Here is a 17,934-nt window from a genome sequence, read left to right on the forward strand (position 1 = left end):
AATTAAAGGCAGTACTGACAATGTGAAAGGAGGAGCAGAAAGTGAACGATAATCAACTATCAAAACGATTAGAAACTGCTGCATCCTATATAAAAAAAGGCGCAAGGTTAGCGGATATTGGGTCTGACCATGCTTATTTGCCATGCCATTTGGCTCAGAAAGAACAAGTGAGCTTTGCGATTGCAGGCGAGGTTGTCATTGGACCTTATGCATCCGCTAAAAAACAAATCAAAGAATCGAATGTTCAAGCAGTTGTTGAAGCACGTTTAGGTGATGGGTTAGCAGTTATTGAAAAGAGTGATGCTATTGACACCATTACGATTTGCGGTATGGGAGGCGATCTAATTGCGCGCATTTTGGATGCGGGCAAGGAAGATAACCGACTAGAAACAGTTGAACGATTGATTCTTCAACCTAATAACGGTGAGAAAAAATTAAGACAATGGTTGTTTGATAATAACTATGGCATTATTTCTGAAGAAATTTTGAAAGAAAATGATAAAATTTATGAAATCATTGTAGCTGAACCAAGTGATGACATTAGTGCGTATACTGAGGATGACTTTACTTTTGGGAAACAACTGCGTCAAGAGAAAGGTCCGGTTTTTGTTGAAAAATGGCAAAGAGAATACGATAAGTACACCTATATTTTAAATAGCTTAAATGAATCACAACGCGATGTGTCAGAAAAGAAAAAAACTGTTGAAGCCTTTATGACTAAAATACAGGAGGAGATTGCATGACAACCTTAACAGGCTATGAGTTCGTGAAGCAATTTGAAAAAGTTGTTCCAACTTGGTTGGCTGAGGAGAGAGATCCTATCGGTTTGCATGTTGGCGATTTATCACGACCAGTGACTAAAATCATGGTCACGCTAGATGTTCGTCCTGAAGTGGTACAAGAAGCAATTGAACACGGTGTGGACTTTATTTTAGCCCACCACCCACCTATTTATAGTCCGATTGCGCGGTTGGATCTTTCTAATCCTCAAATTAATATGTATGCTGACTTAATTAAACACGATATTACGGTTTATGCAGCCCATACAAACTTAGATAATGCACAAGGTGGTATGAACGATTGGTTGGCAGATCAACTTCAATTAGAGGATGTCGAAGTGATGGCTGTTTCCAAAACGATTCCACTAAAACGTTTATCTGTTTATGCACCAAAAGAGCATGCAGAAGCCGTCAGAATTGCAATGACTAAAGCAGGTGCGGGTCATGTTACTGATAACTATAAAGACTGTTCTTATTCGATTGAGGGTAAAGGACGTTTTACGCCCATTAATGATGCGGATCCGACCATTGGGGAAGTTAATCAAGCTGAAGTCGTTGAGGAAGAACGAATTGAAGTAGTCGTAGAGGAGCGTTACCTGTCAGAGGTGATTTTTGCTATGAAGCAAGCTCATCCTTATGAAGAAGCGGTTTATGACTCATTTTCAATTGATCAGAAACAAGCGCAAGCTTACGGCTTAGGCAGAGTAGGTAATTTAAAAGAGGACATGAGTGTGCTTGATTTTGTAACTTATGTGAAACAAGCTTTCCAAGTTGATGGACTGAGAGTAACTGCACCTCAAAATAACCTAAATCAAACGATTAGACGCGTGGCCTTGTGCGGTGGTGATGCTGGGAAGTATTACCAAAAAGCCATCGACAAAGAAGCCGATGTTTATATAACAGGCGATGTTTACTATCATACCGCTCATGATATGCAAGCAGCAGGCCTACTAGTCATCGATCCTGGTCACCATATTGAAAAAGTATGTATACCAAAACTGTATGACATGGTTAATGAATGGCGATCAGACTTGGGTTGGCAGATTGAACTAATGTCATCTACAATTGATACCAATCCATTCCTATTCGATAGTCAATTATAATAATTACTAAGGAGATTAAACACATGCATAATACATTAAAAAACCGTTTATTTACTTACGTTAAATTCGATACACGTTCAGATGAGAGCAGTACAACTGTACCCTCAACACAGAGCCAAGTTGCCTTTGCTAAGGAAATCATTATGCCTGAACTTGCATCAATTGGCTTATCAGACATTCATTACAATGAGAGTAATGGCTTTGTAACGGCTCGTATTCCTGCTAACACAACAGAACCACTACCAGCAATCGGCTTTATTGCTCATATGGATACAGCTGATTTTGAATCAGCTCATGTTAATCCACAGATTGTAGAAGATTACGACGGTGAAGCAATTATTTTAAATAAAGAAAAAAATATTGTCTTATCACCAGAAGATTTTCCTAACCTAAACAACTACATGGGCCAAGAATTGATCACCACTGATGGAACGACATTACTTGGAGCAGATGACAAGGCTGGGATTGCTGAAATCATGACAGCTATGGAACTTATTCTAGCGGACGATAGCATTAAACATGGTGATATTGCAGTTGCCTTTGGTCCAGACGAAGAGATTGGTAGAGGGGCAGATTTGTTTGACGTTGAAGCATTTAAGTGTGATTTTGCTTATACAATGGATGGCGGTCCTGTCGGGGAACTACAATTTGAAAGCTTTAATGCTGCCCAAGCAGTGGTTACTATTCAAGGTAAAAATGTTCACCCTGGAACAGCTAAAGATACTATGGTAAATGCGATTAGTTTGGCGATGGCTTACAATGCTCAACTGCCAGCTGATGAAGTTCCTGAGCAAACAGATGAACGTCAAGGTTTCTACCACTTACTTGGTATCGAAGGAACAGTTGAAGAAAGCAAAATGGTTTATATTATCCGTGACCATGATCGTGCTCTTTTTGAAGCGAAAAAAGAAAACATGTTAGCTATCGCTGAACGTATGAACAAAACCTTTAAAGAACCGCGTATTACAATTGATATGCACGATTCTTACTACAACATGGGCGAAATTTTAGAAAAAGATATGCGTCCTGTGACGTTAGCAGAGCAAGCAATGAAAGAGTTAGAGATTCAACCAATTATTGAACCAATCCGTGGTGGAACAGATGGTTCTAAGTTAACTTATATGGGATTACCAACACCAAACATTTTTGCCGGCGGTGAGAACTTCCATGGTCGCTATGAATTTATTTCAACGGATGCTATGGTGAAAGCAACTCAAGTCATTGTTGAAATTATTCGTCAAAGCAATCACTATTCTGCTTTATGAGACCGAGTATGATGGGACTAGGCATTGCGTTACTGCTCTTAAATGTTCTTGCTTTTATAATGATGGGAATTGATAAATCCAAAGCTCGAAAAAACCACTACCGCATTTCAGAAAAGACCTTGTTATGGCTAGGTAGCTTATCGGGTGGAATTGGCGGGTTAATTGCGATGAAAGTTTTTCGTCATAAGACAAGACACCGTTATTTTTATGGTTGTTTTGGAATCGGCCTAATGGTTTGGCTAATTGTCATCTATATATATTTATTAAAAAGCTGCTTTTGAATTTCGGTTCAAAAGCAGCTTTTCATTTCTGAATTATGTTATAATCATACATTGTATAGAACGGGGGAGTAACAATGAACGGAATCTTGCCACTCTGGAAAGAACGCGGTATGACAAGTCATGATTGCGTTTTTCAATTAAGAAAAATATTAAAAATGAAACGAATTGGCCATACAGGGACACTAGATCCTCAAGTCGATGGTGTGTTACCGATTTGTCTAGGCCCTGCTACTAAAGCGGCAGAATTTATGACAGATATGGGAAAACAATATGAAGGAGAAATCACGATTGGTTTCTCTACAACAACAGAAGATGCCCACGGTGAAGTGGTTGATCAAAAGGCTGTAGAAGGTCTCTTGTCAGAAGAAGAAATTGACCGTCAGATGACGACCTTTATCGGTGAAATCACTCAAATTCCACCCATGTATTCGGCAGTGAAAGTTAACGGTAAACGATTGTATGAATATGCAAGAAATGGCGAAACGATTGAACGGCCTAAACGTAAAGCTAATATCTATCAATTCAAGCGGACAAGTACACCGGTTTATAATTCAGATACCAAAACGGTTTCTTGGACCTTTGCAGTTAGCTGTGGCAAAGGGACTTATGTCAGGACACTTGCTGTTGATCTGGGTGAACGTTTAGGCTATCCTGCTCACATGTCTCAGTTAACACGCACAAAGAGCGGTCCATTTGCTAAAGAGCAATGCTACACTCTTGATCAAGTGAGACAATTGGCTGAAGAAAACAAAGTTGAAACGATTTTAATGCCTATTGAAGGTGTATTTGACGAGCTACCTGCTTATCATTTAAATGATGAATTATGGCAACGTGTTAAAAATGGCGCTGTTATTGAAAATGAGGCATTTGACAACTTAACGAGCTCGGAACTGATTGCTTTCTATTATGGTGAGAATTTGGTAGCATTATATGAGAATCATCCAAAGCGAGCAGGATTTAAGAAGCCGAGAAAAATGTTTTTGTCTTCATTCTGAAAAGAGGAAAGAGAGTTAATCATGGAAGTTATTTATTTACATCATCCCTATAAAAAAGAAGAAATTCCGACTGACCGAGTGGTATTAGCATTGGGTTATTTTGATGGCGTTCATATTGGACACCAAGCCGTTATCAATCGAGCTAAAAAAGAAGCCGAGAAAAGAAATTGTAAACTAGCAGTTATGTCATTCAACCAGCACCCAAGCATTGTTTATAAAAAATTGGATGCTGAGACAATGAAATATTTGTCTGTACCAGAACGAAAGATTGAATTAATGACAGGCTTAGGTGTTGATTATTTTTATGTTATCGACTTTACCTATGATTTTGGAACACTAAAACCACAAGAATTTGTTGATGATTATATTATCGGTCTTAATGCCGATGCGATTGTCGCAGGATTCGACTATACTTATGGTCCCAAGACGATTGCTGATATGGCACATTTGCCACAATACGCTAAAAGTCGTTTTGATATTGTTGAAATTAGCCCCCAAGTGGCTGAAAATAAAGAGAAAATTTCCTCAACAAGTATTCGTGAGGCACTTGATACAGGCAATTTAACAAAAGCCAACCAAATGTTGGGGTATACGTACCAATTTGATGGTCGCGTGATGCATGGCGACGCTAGAGGCCGCGAATTAGGTTATCCAACTGCTAATATTAAAATTGGCAAATACATTCGCTTACCCAAAGTCGGAGTCTATGTCGTTTCTATTAAGGTACAAGATAAGTGGTATCGAGGAATGGCATCAATTGGCTACAATATTACCTTTGAAAAAGACCGTGAAAAAACAGTTGAAGTTAATATTTTTGACTTTGATAAGATGATTTACGGTGAAAAAGTAACCGTGCGTTGGCACCATTACTTGAGAGATGAAGTGAAATTTACAGGTATCGAAGGTTTAATTGAGCAGCTCGATCAAGATAAAATCGATACAGAAACTTTCTTTGACAGCCATCCAGAACAAATAAGCAATGCCTCTGATTCAAGAGCGGAGATGACGGAATGACAGCAGCTTATTTGCATATCCCATTTTGTGACCATATTTGCTTTTACTGTGACTTTAATAAGGTTTTTCTAGAAGGACAACCGGTTGAAGAATACATCGATGCAGTGATTACTGAAATGGCTATTATGAAAGAGCGTCATCCTCAGGAAAAATTGGAAACTTTTTATATTGGCGGAGGAACACCAACGACTCTAACAGCACCACAACTAGACCGCCTTTTAAGTGGTATTCAGACTCACTTCCCAATGGATAAGGGGGCTGAGTTTACTGTTGAAGCGAATCCAGAAAGTGCTAGTTTTGAAAAGTTTGCCGTTTTAAAAGAGCACGGCGTTAACCGAATCAGTATGGGTGTTCAATCCTTTGATAATGCTATTTTAAAGCGTATTGGTCGTATTCATACATCTGATCAGGTTTACCGTTGTGTGGATGATGCGAGACGAGCAGGTTTTGAAAACATTAGTATTGATTTGATTTTTAGACTGCCGACGCAAACAATTGAAAGTTTTCAAGAAACACTAACAAAAGCATTAGAATTAGATTTACCACATTATTCCATTTACTCCTTAATTTTAGAAAACAAAACCATTTTCTATAACTTAATGAGACAAGGAAAATTACCATTGCCGAGTGAAGATGATGAAGCAGATATGTTTGAACTTGCTATGGAAACGATGGAAGCGGCAGGGCGCTATCAATATGAGATTTCAAACTACGCTAAACCAGGCTTCCAATCACAACATAACCTCGCTTATTGGAAAAATGATCACTACTTTGGATTTGGAGCCGGTGCACATGGCTATTTAGGCGACACGCGTTATAACAATCATGGACCTATCCAACATTATCTTGAACCATTAAGAGCTAAGCAGTCGCCGATTATTTACCAACAATCATTGACTCAGAAAAATAAAATGGAAGAAGAATTCATGTTAGGTCTACGAACGATGAAGGGAGTAGACCGCTCTTTGTTTGAATGTAAATTTGATCAAACAACAGAATCTGTCTACCAAGAGGAATTGGATATGCTCTTAGATCGACAACTCATTAAGCTAGAAGATAATCACATTCGCTTAACGAAAAAGGGTGTCTTTTTAGGTAATGAGGTATTTCGATCGTTCTTAAAAGATACTTAAGAAAAGTATGCTTATTTATCAAGCTAATTCTGTTGACAAACATACAGCGTCATGATAAATTTATTTATGGATTAGCACTCTATATGTTTAAGTGCTAAAGTGAGGTGAATAAATGTTAACGGAAAGACAGTTGATGATATTAAACCAAATTATTAAGCATTATATTGAGTACGGTGAACCAATGGGGTCCAAAACCTTATTGAGCGAGACTAATTTATCGGTGTCGCCTGCGACCATTCGTAACGAAATGATGCGCATTGAAGAATTAGGTTTTCTTAAAAAAACACATGCCTCTTCTGGACGTATACCATCCATTTTAGGCTATCGTCATTATGTTGATTATTTACTTCAGCAAGGGTTGGATAGTTCTTCCGAAGAAAAAATGAGGAAAAAAATCCAACAGTCCATACACTCGCCTTATCAAGAAGCACAAGAAATGGTTGAAAAGTCAGCCCGTATGCTCTCTTATTTGACGAACTACACTGCTCTAAGCATTGGTCCCGAGAAGATTAACAGTAAGTTAACTGGTTTTCGACTTGTACCGGTAACGAGCGGACAGTACATGGCAATCTTGGTGACTGATAAAGGTTACATTGAAAGTAAAATGTTTTCTTTAGGTCGAAACTTTGATTCCAGCAAATTGGAAAAAATCGTTACTATTTTTAACGATGAGTTAACTGGTCTAGCCTTAAGCGAGGTTTACAAAAAACTTCAAACGGATATTCCAGCTTTAATCACCAAATATGTCGATTATGAATTAGATTTGTTTGCCATTTTTAAAGACATTATTTCTAAAATGGACAATGATCGCGTTTATGTCGGCGGAGAAATGAATCTCCTTAACTATTTTGACTTTGATCAATTGCAAGACCGTGAAAAAGTCAAATCCCTCTATTCATTAATTCATGAGAGTAGTGAGCTTCGACCATTGTTGTTGACTGATTCAAATCGCATCAGTGTTCGAATTGGTACAGAAATGAATAATGAATTGTTGGACAATTTAAGTTTAATTACGGCAACCTATAGTGCTGGTAAGCGTGGTACAGGAATGATCGCCTTACTTGGCCCCACTAACATGCCATATGATGAAATTATTAGAATTATGCGTGTGACAAGTGATGAATTATCAGACAGCATGCAGCAATTCTATGAAGAATAGCAAAGGAGAATCGTCGTGGAAGAAAAAGATAATCTAACTGAAAACGAAGACGTATCTGTTGATCAAACAGTTGCAGAAGAGACTATATCTGAGGTTGATAAACTAGCTGAAGAATTGGAACAATTGCAAGATCGCTATTTACGCGTTCAAGCAGAGTTAGCTAACATTCAAAAACGTAATGCTAAAGAAAGACAAGATGCTGCGAAATTCCGTTCACAATCTTTAGCTACAGAATTATTAGCGGTTGTTGATAATTTAGAACGTGCTTTAGAGATTGAAGTAGAAGGCGATCAAGCCCTAAACTTCAAAAAAGGCGTGGAAATGGTTTATAACTCAATGCTAGAAGCATTAAAGAGTGAAGGGGTAGAAATCATTGATCCAATGAATGAGCCTTTCGACCCGAATTTCCATATGTCCATTCAGGTTCAAGAACCTGAAGAAGGACAAGAAGCGGATACTGTCGTAGCAGTTGTCCAAAAAGGCTATCGTTTAAAAGAGCGTGTACTTAGACCAGCAATGGTTGTTGTCGCGCAATAATAACCAATAAAATTTTAAATTAGAGGAGATATTCAACTATGAGTAAAATAATCGGTATTGACTTAGGAACTACAAACTCTGCTGTTGCAGTATTAGAGGGTGGAGAAGCTAAAATTATTCCAAACCCAGAAGGAAACCGTACAACACCATCTGTTGTTTCTTTCAAAAATGGTGAAATCCAAGTAGGTGAGGTTGCAAAACGTCAAGCAATCACAAACCCAAATACAATCAGCTCTGTAAAACGTCACATGGGAGAAGCTGGATTCAAAGTAGAAGCAGAGGGTAAATCATATACACCTCAAGAAATTTCTGCAATGACACTTCAATACCTAAAGAGCTATGCTGAAGAATACTTAGGTGAAACAGTTGATAAAGCGGTTATTACTGTACCTGCATACTTCAACGATGCACAACGTCAAGCAACAAAAGACGCTGGTAAAATTGCTGGTTTAGAAGTTGAACGTATTGTTAACGAGCCAACAGCTGCAGCTTTAGCTTACGGTCTAGATAAAACAGATAAAGAAGAAAAAATTCTTGTATTTGACCTTGGTGGGGGAACATTCGACGTTTCTATCCTCGAATTAGGAGACGGTGTCTTCGACGTATTAAGTACATCAGGTGATAACAACTTAGGTGGGGATGACTTTGATAACAAAATCATTGCTTACATGGTTGAAGAATTCAAAAAAGAAAACGGCGTTGACTTAGCAAACGATAAAATGGCAAAACAACGTCTAAAAGACGCTGCTGAGAAAGCTAAAAAAGACTTATCAGGTGTAACGTCAACACAAATTAGTTTACCATTTATCACTGCTGGTGCTTCTGGCCCATTGCACTTGGAAATGACATTAACACGTGCTAAATTTGATGAATTGACTCACGATTTAGTAGAACGTACTAAAATTCCTGTACGCCGTGCTATTGAAGATGCTGGTATCAGCCAAAGTGAAATTGACCAAGTTATCTTAGTTGGTGGGTCAACTCGTATCCCATCAGTCGTAGAAGCAGTTCGTCGTGAATCAGGGAAAGAGCCTAACAAATCAGTTAACCCAGATGAAGTAGTTGCAATGGGTGCTGCAATCCAAGGTGGCGTTATTACTGGAGACGTTAAAGATATCGTTCTTCTTGACGTAACACCATTATCACTTGGTATTGAAACAATGGGTGGCGTATTTACGAAACTAATTGACCGTAATACAACAATCCCAACAAGTAAATCACAAGTCTTCTCAACAGCAGCAGACAACCAACCAGCAGTAGACGTACACGTTTTACAAGGTGAGCGTCCAATGGCAGCAGACAACAAAACATTAGGTCGCTTCCAATTAAATGATATTCCTGCTGCACCACGTGGTATTCCGCAAATCGAAGTAACATTTGATATTGACAAAAACGGTATCGTTAACGTAAGTGCGAAAGACTTAGGAACGCAAAAAGAACAACAAATTACAATCAAATCATCGTCAGGTCTAACAGACGAAGAGATCGAAAAAATGGTTAAAGATGCAGAAGCAAACGCTGAAGCAGACAAACAACGTAAAGAAGAAGTTGAATTACGTAATGAAGTCGATCAATTAATCTTCCAAACAGACAAGACATTGAAAGAACTTGAAGGAAAAGTTGACGAAGCAGATGTGAAAGCAGCTGAAGAAGCACGTGATGCTTTGAAAGCAGCAGTTGAAGCAAACGACTTAGAAGCAATGAAAGAAAAACGTGATGCTTTGAATGAAGTTGTACAAAATCTAACTGTTAAACTTTACGAACAAGCGGCAGCAGCACAACAAGCTGCTGGTGGCGAAACTGAAGGTCAATCATCAGCTGCTAACGACGATAATGTTGTAGATGCAGACTTTGAAGAGGTTGACAACGACTAATAAAGTCAACGGTTCTTATTGGTGAGCTTATAACACGTACAGATCGATTTGGTCTGTACGTGTTTGATTGATTGGGTTGCCAAAACTCTTGAGCGACTATGAAACACGGACAGCTTTCTTGCTGATATAGAGTAAATAATGAAATATGTGCGGAATTGCTTCCGTATCATGGTGATCTAATGGAGGAAATATAATGGCGAAAAGAGACTATTATGAAGTATTGGGCGTTTCAAAAACAGCCTCAGACGATGAAATAAAAAAAGCCTATCGAAAACTTTCAAAAAAATATCATCCCGATATCAATAAAGCAGAAGATGCTGCTGATAAATTTAAAGAAGTTTCAGAAGCATATGAAGTCTTGAGTGACTCTCAAAAACGTGCTGCTTACGATCAGTATGGTCATGCTAGCACAGATCCTAACTTTGGTTCAGGCTTTGGTGGTGGCGGCTTTGGCGGTGGTGGTTTCGGTGGTTTTACAGGCGGTTTTGATGATATCTTTGATACTTTCTTTGGTGGCGGCGGTCGTTCTCGCAATTACAACGCACCACGTCAAGGGGCAGATTTGCAATACCGTCTGCATTTGAAATTTGAAGAAGCTATTTTTGGTAAAGAAGAAACAATCCGTTATGCGCGTGAAGAAGAATGTAAAACCTGTACCGGTAGCGGTGCAAAACCTGGAACAACACCAAAAACGTGTTCAAAATGTCACGGAGCAGGTGCTGTACAAGTGGAACGCAATACACCGTTTGGACGTGTCATGCAACAAGCAGTTTGTGATGTTTGTCAAGGATCAGGAAAAGAAATCGTTGATAAGTGTCACGACTGTCACGGCAAAGGACACGTTGAAAAAGAACACAGTGTGAATGTAACGATTCCAGCTGGAGTGGAAGATGGACAACAATTACGTCTTGCTGGGCAAGGTGAAGTTGGTTCAAATGGTGGGCCATATGGAGACTTGTATGTGGTATTCTCTGTTGAAGAGAGCGACATTTTTGACCGAGATGGTGCAGAAATCTATTACGTTCTGCCAATTTCATTTGTTCAAGCGACACTTGGAACAGAAATTGAAGTTCCAACTGTTCATGGTAATGTGAAGTTGAAAATACCAGCAGGTACACAAACTGCTACAAACTTCCGCTTAAGAGGCAAGGGTGCACCTCGCCTAAGAGGTACGGGGAATGGTGATCAACATGTGAAAGTTAGCATTGTGACACCTAAGAACTTGAATGAGCAGCAAAGAGAAGCCTTGCATGCCTTCGCTGAAGCAAGCGGCGAGAGTATAACAGGTGACGAAGGCGGTTTTTTCAATAAAATGAAAGATGCCTTTAACTTTGATTCTAAAGGTAAAAAGAAATAGCGATAGAAAAGCACTTTAGAGTTTATCTAGAGTGCTTTTTATCTGGGTAAGAATGCCATTAAAAACAGCTATGAAGATGGTTTCTTAGCCTATAGTAACTTGTTACTTTGCTTGATACTTGATATAATCGTAAGGTATATAGTTTGAAGAAGAGAGTGAGTAGTTCAATGGACTTAGAGAAAATGAAAGAACGTCAAAGAAAAATTAGAAACTTTTCTATTATAGCCCATATTGACCATGGGAAATCAACATTAGCAGATCGCATTTTGCAGGCTACTAATACTGTTGCTGATAGAGAGATGCAACAGCAACTCTTAGATTCAATGGATCTAGAACGTGAACGTGGTATTACGATTAAATTGAATGCTGTCGAATTAACTTATGAAGCGAATGATGGGGAAGAGTATATCTTCCACTTAATCGACACACCCGGACACGTCGACTTTACTTATGAAGTATCCCGTAGTTTAGCTGCCTGTGAAGGGGCTATTTTAGTTGTCGATGCAGCACAAGGTGTAGAAGCGCAAACACTAGCAAACGTTTATTTAGCAATTGATAATGATCTTGAAATTGTACCCGTTATTAATAAAATTGACTTGCCAGCTGCTGATCCAGAACGTGTTAGAGCAGAAGTTGAAGATGTTGTTGGTATTGATGCTAGCGAAGCAGTTTTAGCAAGTGCTAAAGCAGGAATTGGTATTGATGAGTTACTAGAACAAATTGTAGAAAAAATTCCAGCGCCAGCTGGTGATTTAGAAGAACCATTACAAGCTTTGATTTTTGACTCGGCTTATGATCCATACCGCGGTGTTGTATTGAACGTCCGTGTTAAGAATGGTGTCTTACGTCCCGGTGATAAAATTCGCATGATGTCAAATGGAAAAGAATTTGACGTAACAGAAGTAGGGATTTTCTCTCCTAAACCAATTAGCCGTGATTATTTAATGGTTGGTGATGTGGGTTATGTAACAGCCAGCATTAAAACCATTCAAAATGCACGTGTAGGGGATACCATTACATTGGCAGACAATCCAGCCTCAGAAGCACTAGATGGCTACCGTAAGTTAAATCCAATGGTTTACTGTGGGATTTACCCAGTTGATTCGTCTGACTTTAATGATTTACGTGAAGCACTAGAGAAGCTTCAATTAAATGACGCGTCCTTACAATTTGAGGCAGAATCATCTCAGGCGTTAGGCTTTGGATTCCGTACTGGTTTCCTAGGAATGCTTCATATGGATGTTATTCAAGAACGTCTTGAGCGTGAATTTGATTTAGCGATTATTACGACTGCACCATCCGTTATTTATAATGTTAACCGTACAGATGGCACAAGTATTCAAATTGATAACCCATCTGAATTACCGGATGCAACAGAAATTGAAAGTATTGAAGAGCCTTATGTAAAAGCAAATATCATGGTTCCAAATGACTATGTTGGAGCTGTTATGGAAATTGCTCAACGTAAACGTGGTAACTTTATGACCATGGAATATTTGAATGACAACCGTGTGAATGTCGTTTATGAAATTCCATTGGCAGAAATTATTTTTGATTTCTTTGATCAATTGAAATCGAGCACCAAAGGTTATGCGTCGCTTGATTACGAAATGATTGGTTACCAACCAAGCCGCCTTGTGAAGATGGATATCTTATTAAATGGCGAAGTTGTGGATGCCTTGAGTACCATTATCCACCGCGATTTTGCTTATAACCGTGGCCGTACGATTACTGAAAAGTTAAGAGAGATTATTCCACGTCAACAGTTTGAGGTACCTATTCAAGCAGCGATTGGACATAAAATTCTTGCTCGTACAACCATTAAAGCATTGCGTAAGAACGTTCTTGCGAAATGTTACGGTGGTGACGTTTCTCGTAAGCGTAAATTACTAGAGAAACAAAAAGAAGGTAAGAAACGAATGAAACAAGTCGGAAACGTTGAAGTACCACAAGAGGCATTCATGACGGTTCTGAAGATGGATGAAGATTAGAAGCTTGATCTATTAGTACCTAATAAGTATAAAAAATTAAAGAGAGACTCGGTCCTACTGCGACCAAGTCTCTCTTTTTTATTAAAGTGAGCGATACAGACCTATTTTGACGGCTGTAACGCTCATCTAGACACACAACTTAACGAGTGGTACAAAAGGATAGAACGAATCCCTAGCCCGCATATTCAGCGAGTTAGGGATTCTTTTTGTCTGTTTTGTGAAGAATAGTAAAATTATATTTTACTATTGTCTGAAAAAAGCGTACAATTAAATTGTAGGATAAAAAAGCAATATCAAAGGAGAAAGGAGAGGTTTGCTTGTCTGCGTTATTTGAATCGATGACCTTAGCGACTGGATTAATGGCAACAGGCATTATAGGTGCACTGATTTGTATTCCCGTTAAAGATATTATTTCTATTGATTTCTACGATATTTGCGATTTGTTTATCAGTCTATTTTTTGTTGGTCTTATTTCAACAAAGTTTAGTATGGAGTCATCTCATCAGACGCTACTATTAATCGCTCTATTTTTAGCGATTTCGTTAGTGATCATTTTGATTAAGCTGTTTGTCTTTGTTCCTTTTCAAGCGAAAGCTGAAACTAATGCTCTCTTATCTCGCAAAGACTACATTGGTGAAAAAGGGAGAGTCACCGTTACCATTAATCTCGATACAGTGGGTGAAGTGGTGCTGTATACTATCTTTGGTAATGTACCAATGACAGCCAAAATCTATCAATCATCGGATGATGATTCACCTCTTCGTATTGCAACAGGGGAACAGATTCGTGTGATGGATATTGATGGTGCTATTGTTTATGTAACACCTTATGAAGAAGACTTATTTTTACCCCCATTAGAAAGTCATTGGGGAAAAATAAAATAAAAAAGAAAAGAAAGGTGATATTGAATGGAAGATTTATTTATTTGGATTGGTTTAGCTGCTATTGTTATTGTATTTTTAGTAGCCATTATTGGTCGTTATGTGACAGTTTCTCCTGATACAGCTTTAATTGTCAGTGGGAGCTTCTTGGGGAATGGCACAAATGTCTTCACCGATAAAGAAAATAATAAAATGAAAATTGTACGTGGAGGTGGGACATTCTTATGGCCTATATTCCAAGAAGGTAAACGTCTCTCTTTAATGTCTAGTAAGTTAGAAGTAGGCGCTAGCGAAGTTTATACCAAACAAGGTGTTCCTATTTCTGCTACAGGTACTGTTATTATCAAAATTGGCTCTTCTGTAGAAGAAATCGCTACAGCTGCTGAACAATACTTAGGTAAGGAAACACACGAATTAGAAGAGGAAGCACAAGAAGTATTGGAAGGACACTTACGAGCAATTCTTGGTAGTTTAACGGTTGAAGAAATTTACCGTGAACGTGATGAATTTGGGGCTCAAGTTCAACAAGTAGCATCACACGATTTAGAAAAAATGGGCTTGAAGATTGTATCCTTTACCATTAAAGATGTAGCTGATTCGAATGGTTATTTAGAAAGTTTGGGACGCCCTCAAATTGCGGAAGCAAAGAAAAATGCTGAAATTGCTGAGGCTGAAGCTGAAAAGACAACCATTATTCAAAAAGCAGATGCGATGAAACAAGCAAGAGAAGCTGAAAACAGCCGAGCAAGTGAAATTGCCTTATCTGAAAAAGACAAGCAATTAAAACTAGCAGAATACAAAAAAGAGCAAGATGTTCAACAAGCGATTGCGGACCGTGCTTATGAGCTACAAGAAGCAGACTTGAAAAAACAATTAGTTGAAAAACAAAAAGAAATTGAATTAGTAGACCGTCGTAAACAAATCGAAATTGAAACAGAAGAAGTTCTTTTGGCAGCTAAGAAGTTAGAAGCTGAGGTTGAAAAATCTGCAGATGCCAAACGTTATGCAGATGTTCAACGTGCCGAAGCGGACAAACAAAAACGGATTTTAGATGCGGAAGCATCAGCTAAAGAAATTGAATTAAATGCGCAAGCCGAAGCTGAAAGTATTTCCAAAGTTGGACGCGCTAAAGCGGAAGCAGAATCCTTAAACATTGCTGAGATTGGTCGTGCCAAAGCTGAGGCAGCACAAAAACTAGCTGAAGCCTATAAAGAATACGGACAACAAGCCATTATGTTAGAGCTACTAAAAGTTTACCCAGAAATTGTGAAACACGCTGCGGAACCCATCAGTAATATTGATAAGATAACCATTATTGATGGCGGTGAAGGTAAGGGCGTTTCACAAGTGAGTGGCTATACGACTCGAACATTAGCAAGTATCCAAGAATCATTGAAGGAAACGTTAGGATTAGATGTTTCAGAGTTGATTAATAGCTATGTTGGCAACCACAATGTTGGGTCAAAGTTGAGTGAATTGAATGAAACACTTCAAACACAACCAGACCTACATACCGATTCAGAACCTGTTAAAACAGAAGTAGAGAGTTTATAATAATTAACCATTTAAGGAAGAGGCTAGTAAAAAATCTAGCCTTTTTTTGTTTTAATCATATTTAATCACTTTTCATATTAACGAACAATAAATAAAACATTTTTATAAAAGTTTGTTTTTAAATGGAAAAAGAACAATTAATATGCTATTCTTTCTATGAAAAGGAGTGTTTTAGCGAATGACAGATCATAATCAACCAAGAGTTGCTATCGTTATGGGTAGTAAATCAGATTGGACACAGATGAAAGAATGTGCAGACTTACTTGATGAACTTCAAGTTCCCTATACAAAAGCAGTTGTCTCTGCTCACCGCATGCCAGACCAAATGTTTCAGTTTGCAGAAGAGGCCGCATCTAAGGGTTATCAGGTCATTATTGCAGGAGCTGGTGGTGCCGCGCATTTACCAGGTATGATTGCTGCCAAAACAAGCTTACCGACCATTGGTGTCCCAATAAAATCAAGTACATTAAACGGCATTGATTCATTACTATCAATCGTCCAAATGCCGGGAGGTGTTCCGGTTGCTACTATGGCTATTGGAACAGCTGGAGCTAAAAATGCAGCTTTATTCGCAGCCAGAATTCTCACTTTAACAGACAAGGACCTTTTAAACCGTTTAACTGACTTTAATAACCAGCAGAAAAAAATGGCAGAAGAAAGTACGGAGGACCTCTTATGATTAAGATACTAGCTCCTCAATCAACCATTGGTATAATTGGAGCAGGACAGCTAGGTAAAATGCTAGCCCAATCTGCCCAAAAATTTGGTTACCAAGTGGCGACTTATGATCCTAATCCTGAGTCATGTGCCTTTGCGGTTTCAAATTGGCATCAAGTCGGAAGTTTTGATGATGAAGTAGCACTGTTAGACTTCTGTAAAAAAGTAGACGTTTTGACTTATGAGTTCGAAAATATTAATGGGGAACTCCTAAAAAAGATAGAATCGATAGTTTCTTTGCCTCAAGGAACGTCGCTTTTGTTACATTCTCAAAATAGGTTAAAAGAGAAAAGTTGGCTAAACAGCATACACATAAAAACAGCTCCTTATTGGGAAATTAATTCATTAGAAGACCTCAGAGAGGCACTCCTTCAATCCGGTTATCCTGCTGTTTTGAAAACAAACCGCTTTGGCTACGATGGAAAAGGTCAGATGGTTATTAAGAGTGCAAGCAATCTAGCTGACTCAAATCTGCTATCATTGGTCAATCAGAACTGTATATTAGAAGGATTCTGTGATTTTATAACAGAGGCATCTATTATGGTTGCAAGAGATCAATATGGGCGTATCGAAACATTTCCAATTAGTGAAAATAATCATCAAGATGGGATTTTATTTACAAGTCAGGCTCCAGCGGATTTTTCGAAAGAAATCACTGATGCAATAACACAATCTGCCCACCAGATTGCTGAAAAAGCGCAATTAGTAGGGGTTTTGGGCATTGAATTTTTTGTATTAAATAATCAAGAAGTAGTTGTTAACGAATTAGCTCCGCGTCCTCATAATTCTGGACACTACAGCATTGAAGGTTGCAATGTCTCTCAGTTTGACCAACATATTTTAGCAGTTAGCGGTCGCCCTCTGGCGGCTGTATCTTGCTTAGCGGATGCATACATGATTAATCTGTTAGGACAAGATTTAGATTTAATACCGTCTATCTGGCATGATTATCCAGAAGCACATGTTCATCTTTATCAAAAAGGCGAAGCCAAATACAATCGGAAAATGGGGCATATAACACTCCTTAATGAATCGGTAGCACATAAACACACATTGACTAGTCGATTTGACCGTTAAAAGACGAATAAAGCAGATTTAATTTGGAATCTGCTTTATTCGTCTTTTTGTCATTTATGGGCTCAAAAAATTAATGTTAAGAATCACAATGAGTAAAAAACGAACAATAAATAAAAACAATTAATAAATGTTAGCTAAAGCTATTGAGTTATTTAATGTTTAATGTTAATTTAATCATGTAAGGTTTAGAAAACGAATATTCAAAAAATTCAAGGAG

Annotated in this window: 16 protein-coding genes; all 16 read left to right on the forward strand. The window is 38.3% G+C overall.

Annotated features, from left to right (window positions below):
• Nucleotides 1–41 precede the first annotated feature (41 nt).
• Nucleotides 42–743 (forward strand): tRNA (adenine(22)-N(1))-methyltransferase, encoded by a 702-nt coding sequence (locus G7057_RS10550; protein ID WP_166163594.1) that lies wholly within the window; start codon nucleotides 42–44, stop codon nucleotides 741–743.
• Nucleotides 740–1,882, forward strand: coding sequence for a Nif3-like dinuclear metal center hexameric protein (locus G7057_RS10555; protein WP_166163596.1), 1,143 nt, complete (start codon nucleotides 740–742; stop codon nucleotides 1,880–1,882). The genes G7057_RS10550 and G7057_RS10555 overlap by 4 nt, the downstream gene beginning before the upstream one ends.
• Nucleotides 1,883–1,905: 23 nt before the next feature.
• The gene (gene pepT, locus G7057_RS10560) at nucleotides 1,906–3,147 is read left to right on the forward strand and encodes a peptidase T (protein ID WP_166163598.1); all 1,242 of its coding nucleotides are present in this window, start codon (nucleotides 1,906–1,908) and stop codon (nucleotides 3,145–3,147) included.
• An 8-nt stretch (nucleotides 3,148–3,155) separates the two neighbouring features.
• On the forward strand, nucleotides 3,156–3,428 hold the full coding sequence (locus G7057_RS10565; protein WP_166163600.1) for a DUF1294 domain-containing protein: 273 nt from the start codon (nucleotides 3,156–3,158) through the stop codon (nucleotides 3,426–3,428).
• A gap of 74 nt (nucleotides 3,429–3,502) precedes the next feature.
• The gene (gene truB, locus G7057_RS10570) at nucleotides 3,503–4,423 is read left to right on the forward strand and encodes a tRNA pseudouridine(55) synthase TruB (RefSeq protein WP_166163602.1); all 921 of its coding nucleotides are present in this window, start codon (nucleotides 3,503–3,505) and stop codon (nucleotides 4,421–4,423) included.
• Between the two features lie 21 nt (nucleotides 4,424–4,444).
• A complete protein-coding gene (ribF, locus tag G7057_RS10575; RefSeq protein WP_166163604.1) occupies nucleotides 4,445–5,437 on the forward strand; it encodes a riboflavin biosynthesis protein RibF in 993 nt (330 codons plus the stop codon).
• Nucleotides 5,434–6,570: a radical SAM family heme chaperone HemW gene (gene hemW, locus G7057_RS10580; RefSeq protein ID WP_166163606.1), complete on the forward strand. Its 1,137-nt coding sequence runs from the start codon at nucleotides 5,434–5,436 to the stop codon at nucleotides 6,568–6,570. Before ribF ends, hemW begins: the two co-directional genes overlap by 4 nt.
• Before the next feature lie 112 nt (nucleotides 6,571–6,682).
• A complete protein-coding gene (gene hrcA, locus G7057_RS10585) occupies nucleotides 6,683–7,729 on the forward strand; it encodes a heat-inducible transcriptional repressor HrcA (protein ID WP_166163608.1) in 1,047 nt (348 codons plus the stop codon).
• A 15-nt stretch (nucleotides 7,730–7,744) separates the two neighbouring features.
• Nucleotides 7,745–8,266, forward strand: a complete 522-nt coding sequence (grpE, locus tag G7057_RS10590) for a nucleotide exchange factor GrpE (protein WP_227004598.1) — start codon at nucleotides 7,745–7,747, stop codon at nucleotides 8,264–8,266.
• Between the two features lie 38 nt (nucleotides 8,267–8,304).
• On the forward strand, nucleotides 8,305–10,140 hold the full coding sequence (gene dnaK, locus G7057_RS10595) for a molecular chaperone DnaK (protein ID WP_166163610.1): 1,836 nt from the start codon (nucleotides 8,305–8,307) through the stop codon (nucleotides 10,138–10,140).
• Between the two features lie 190 nt (nucleotides 10,141–10,330).
• Nucleotides 10,331–11,497: a molecular chaperone DnaJ gene (dnaJ, locus tag G7057_RS10600; protein ID WP_166164233.1), complete on the forward strand. Its 1,167-nt coding sequence runs from the start codon at nucleotides 10,331–10,333 to the stop codon at nucleotides 11,495–11,497.
• A gap of 167 nt (nucleotides 11,498–11,664) precedes the next feature.
• A complete protein-coding gene (gene lepA / locus G7057_RS10605; RefSeq protein ID WP_166163612.1) occupies nucleotides 11,665–13,488 on the forward strand; it encodes a translation elongation factor 4 in 1,824 nt (607 codons plus the stop codon).
• 317 nt (nucleotides 13,489–13,805) lie between these two features.
• Nucleotides 13,806–14,372: an NfeD family protein gene (locus G7057_RS10610; RefSeq protein ID WP_166163614.1), complete on the forward strand. Its 567-nt coding sequence runs from the start codon at nucleotides 13,806–13,808 to the stop codon at nucleotides 14,370–14,372.
• A 24-nt stretch (nucleotides 14,373–14,396) separates the two neighbouring features.
• Nucleotides 14,397–15,923 (forward strand): flotillin family protein, encoded by a 1,527-nt coding sequence (locus G7057_RS10615; RefSeq protein WP_166163616.1) that lies wholly within the window; start codon nucleotides 14,397–14,399, stop codon nucleotides 15,921–15,923.
• A 178-nt stretch (nucleotides 15,924–16,101) separates the two neighbouring features.
• Nucleotides 16,102–16,602 carry a 5-(carboxyamino)imidazole ribonucleotide mutase gene (gene purE, locus G7057_RS10620; RefSeq protein WP_166163618.1) on the forward strand — a complete coding sequence of 167 codons (501 nt, stop codon included), beginning with the start codon at nucleotides 16,102–16,104 and terminating at the stop codon, nucleotides 16,600–16,602.
• Nucleotides 16,599–17,717, forward strand: a complete 1,119-nt coding sequence (gene purK, locus G7057_RS10625; protein ID WP_166163620.1) for a 5-(carboxyamino)imidazole ribonucleotide synthase — start codon at nucleotides 16,599–16,601, stop codon at nucleotides 17,715–17,717. Before purE ends, purK begins: the two co-directional genes overlap by 4 nt.
• Nucleotides 17,718–17,934: the final 217 nt, after the last annotated feature.

Origin of the sequence: Jeotgalibaca arthritidis (genome assembly GCF_011100465.1) — a bacterium.
Lineage (GTDB): Bacteria > Bacillota > Bacilli > Lactobacillales > Aerococcaceae > Jeotgalibaca > Jeotgalibaca arthritidis.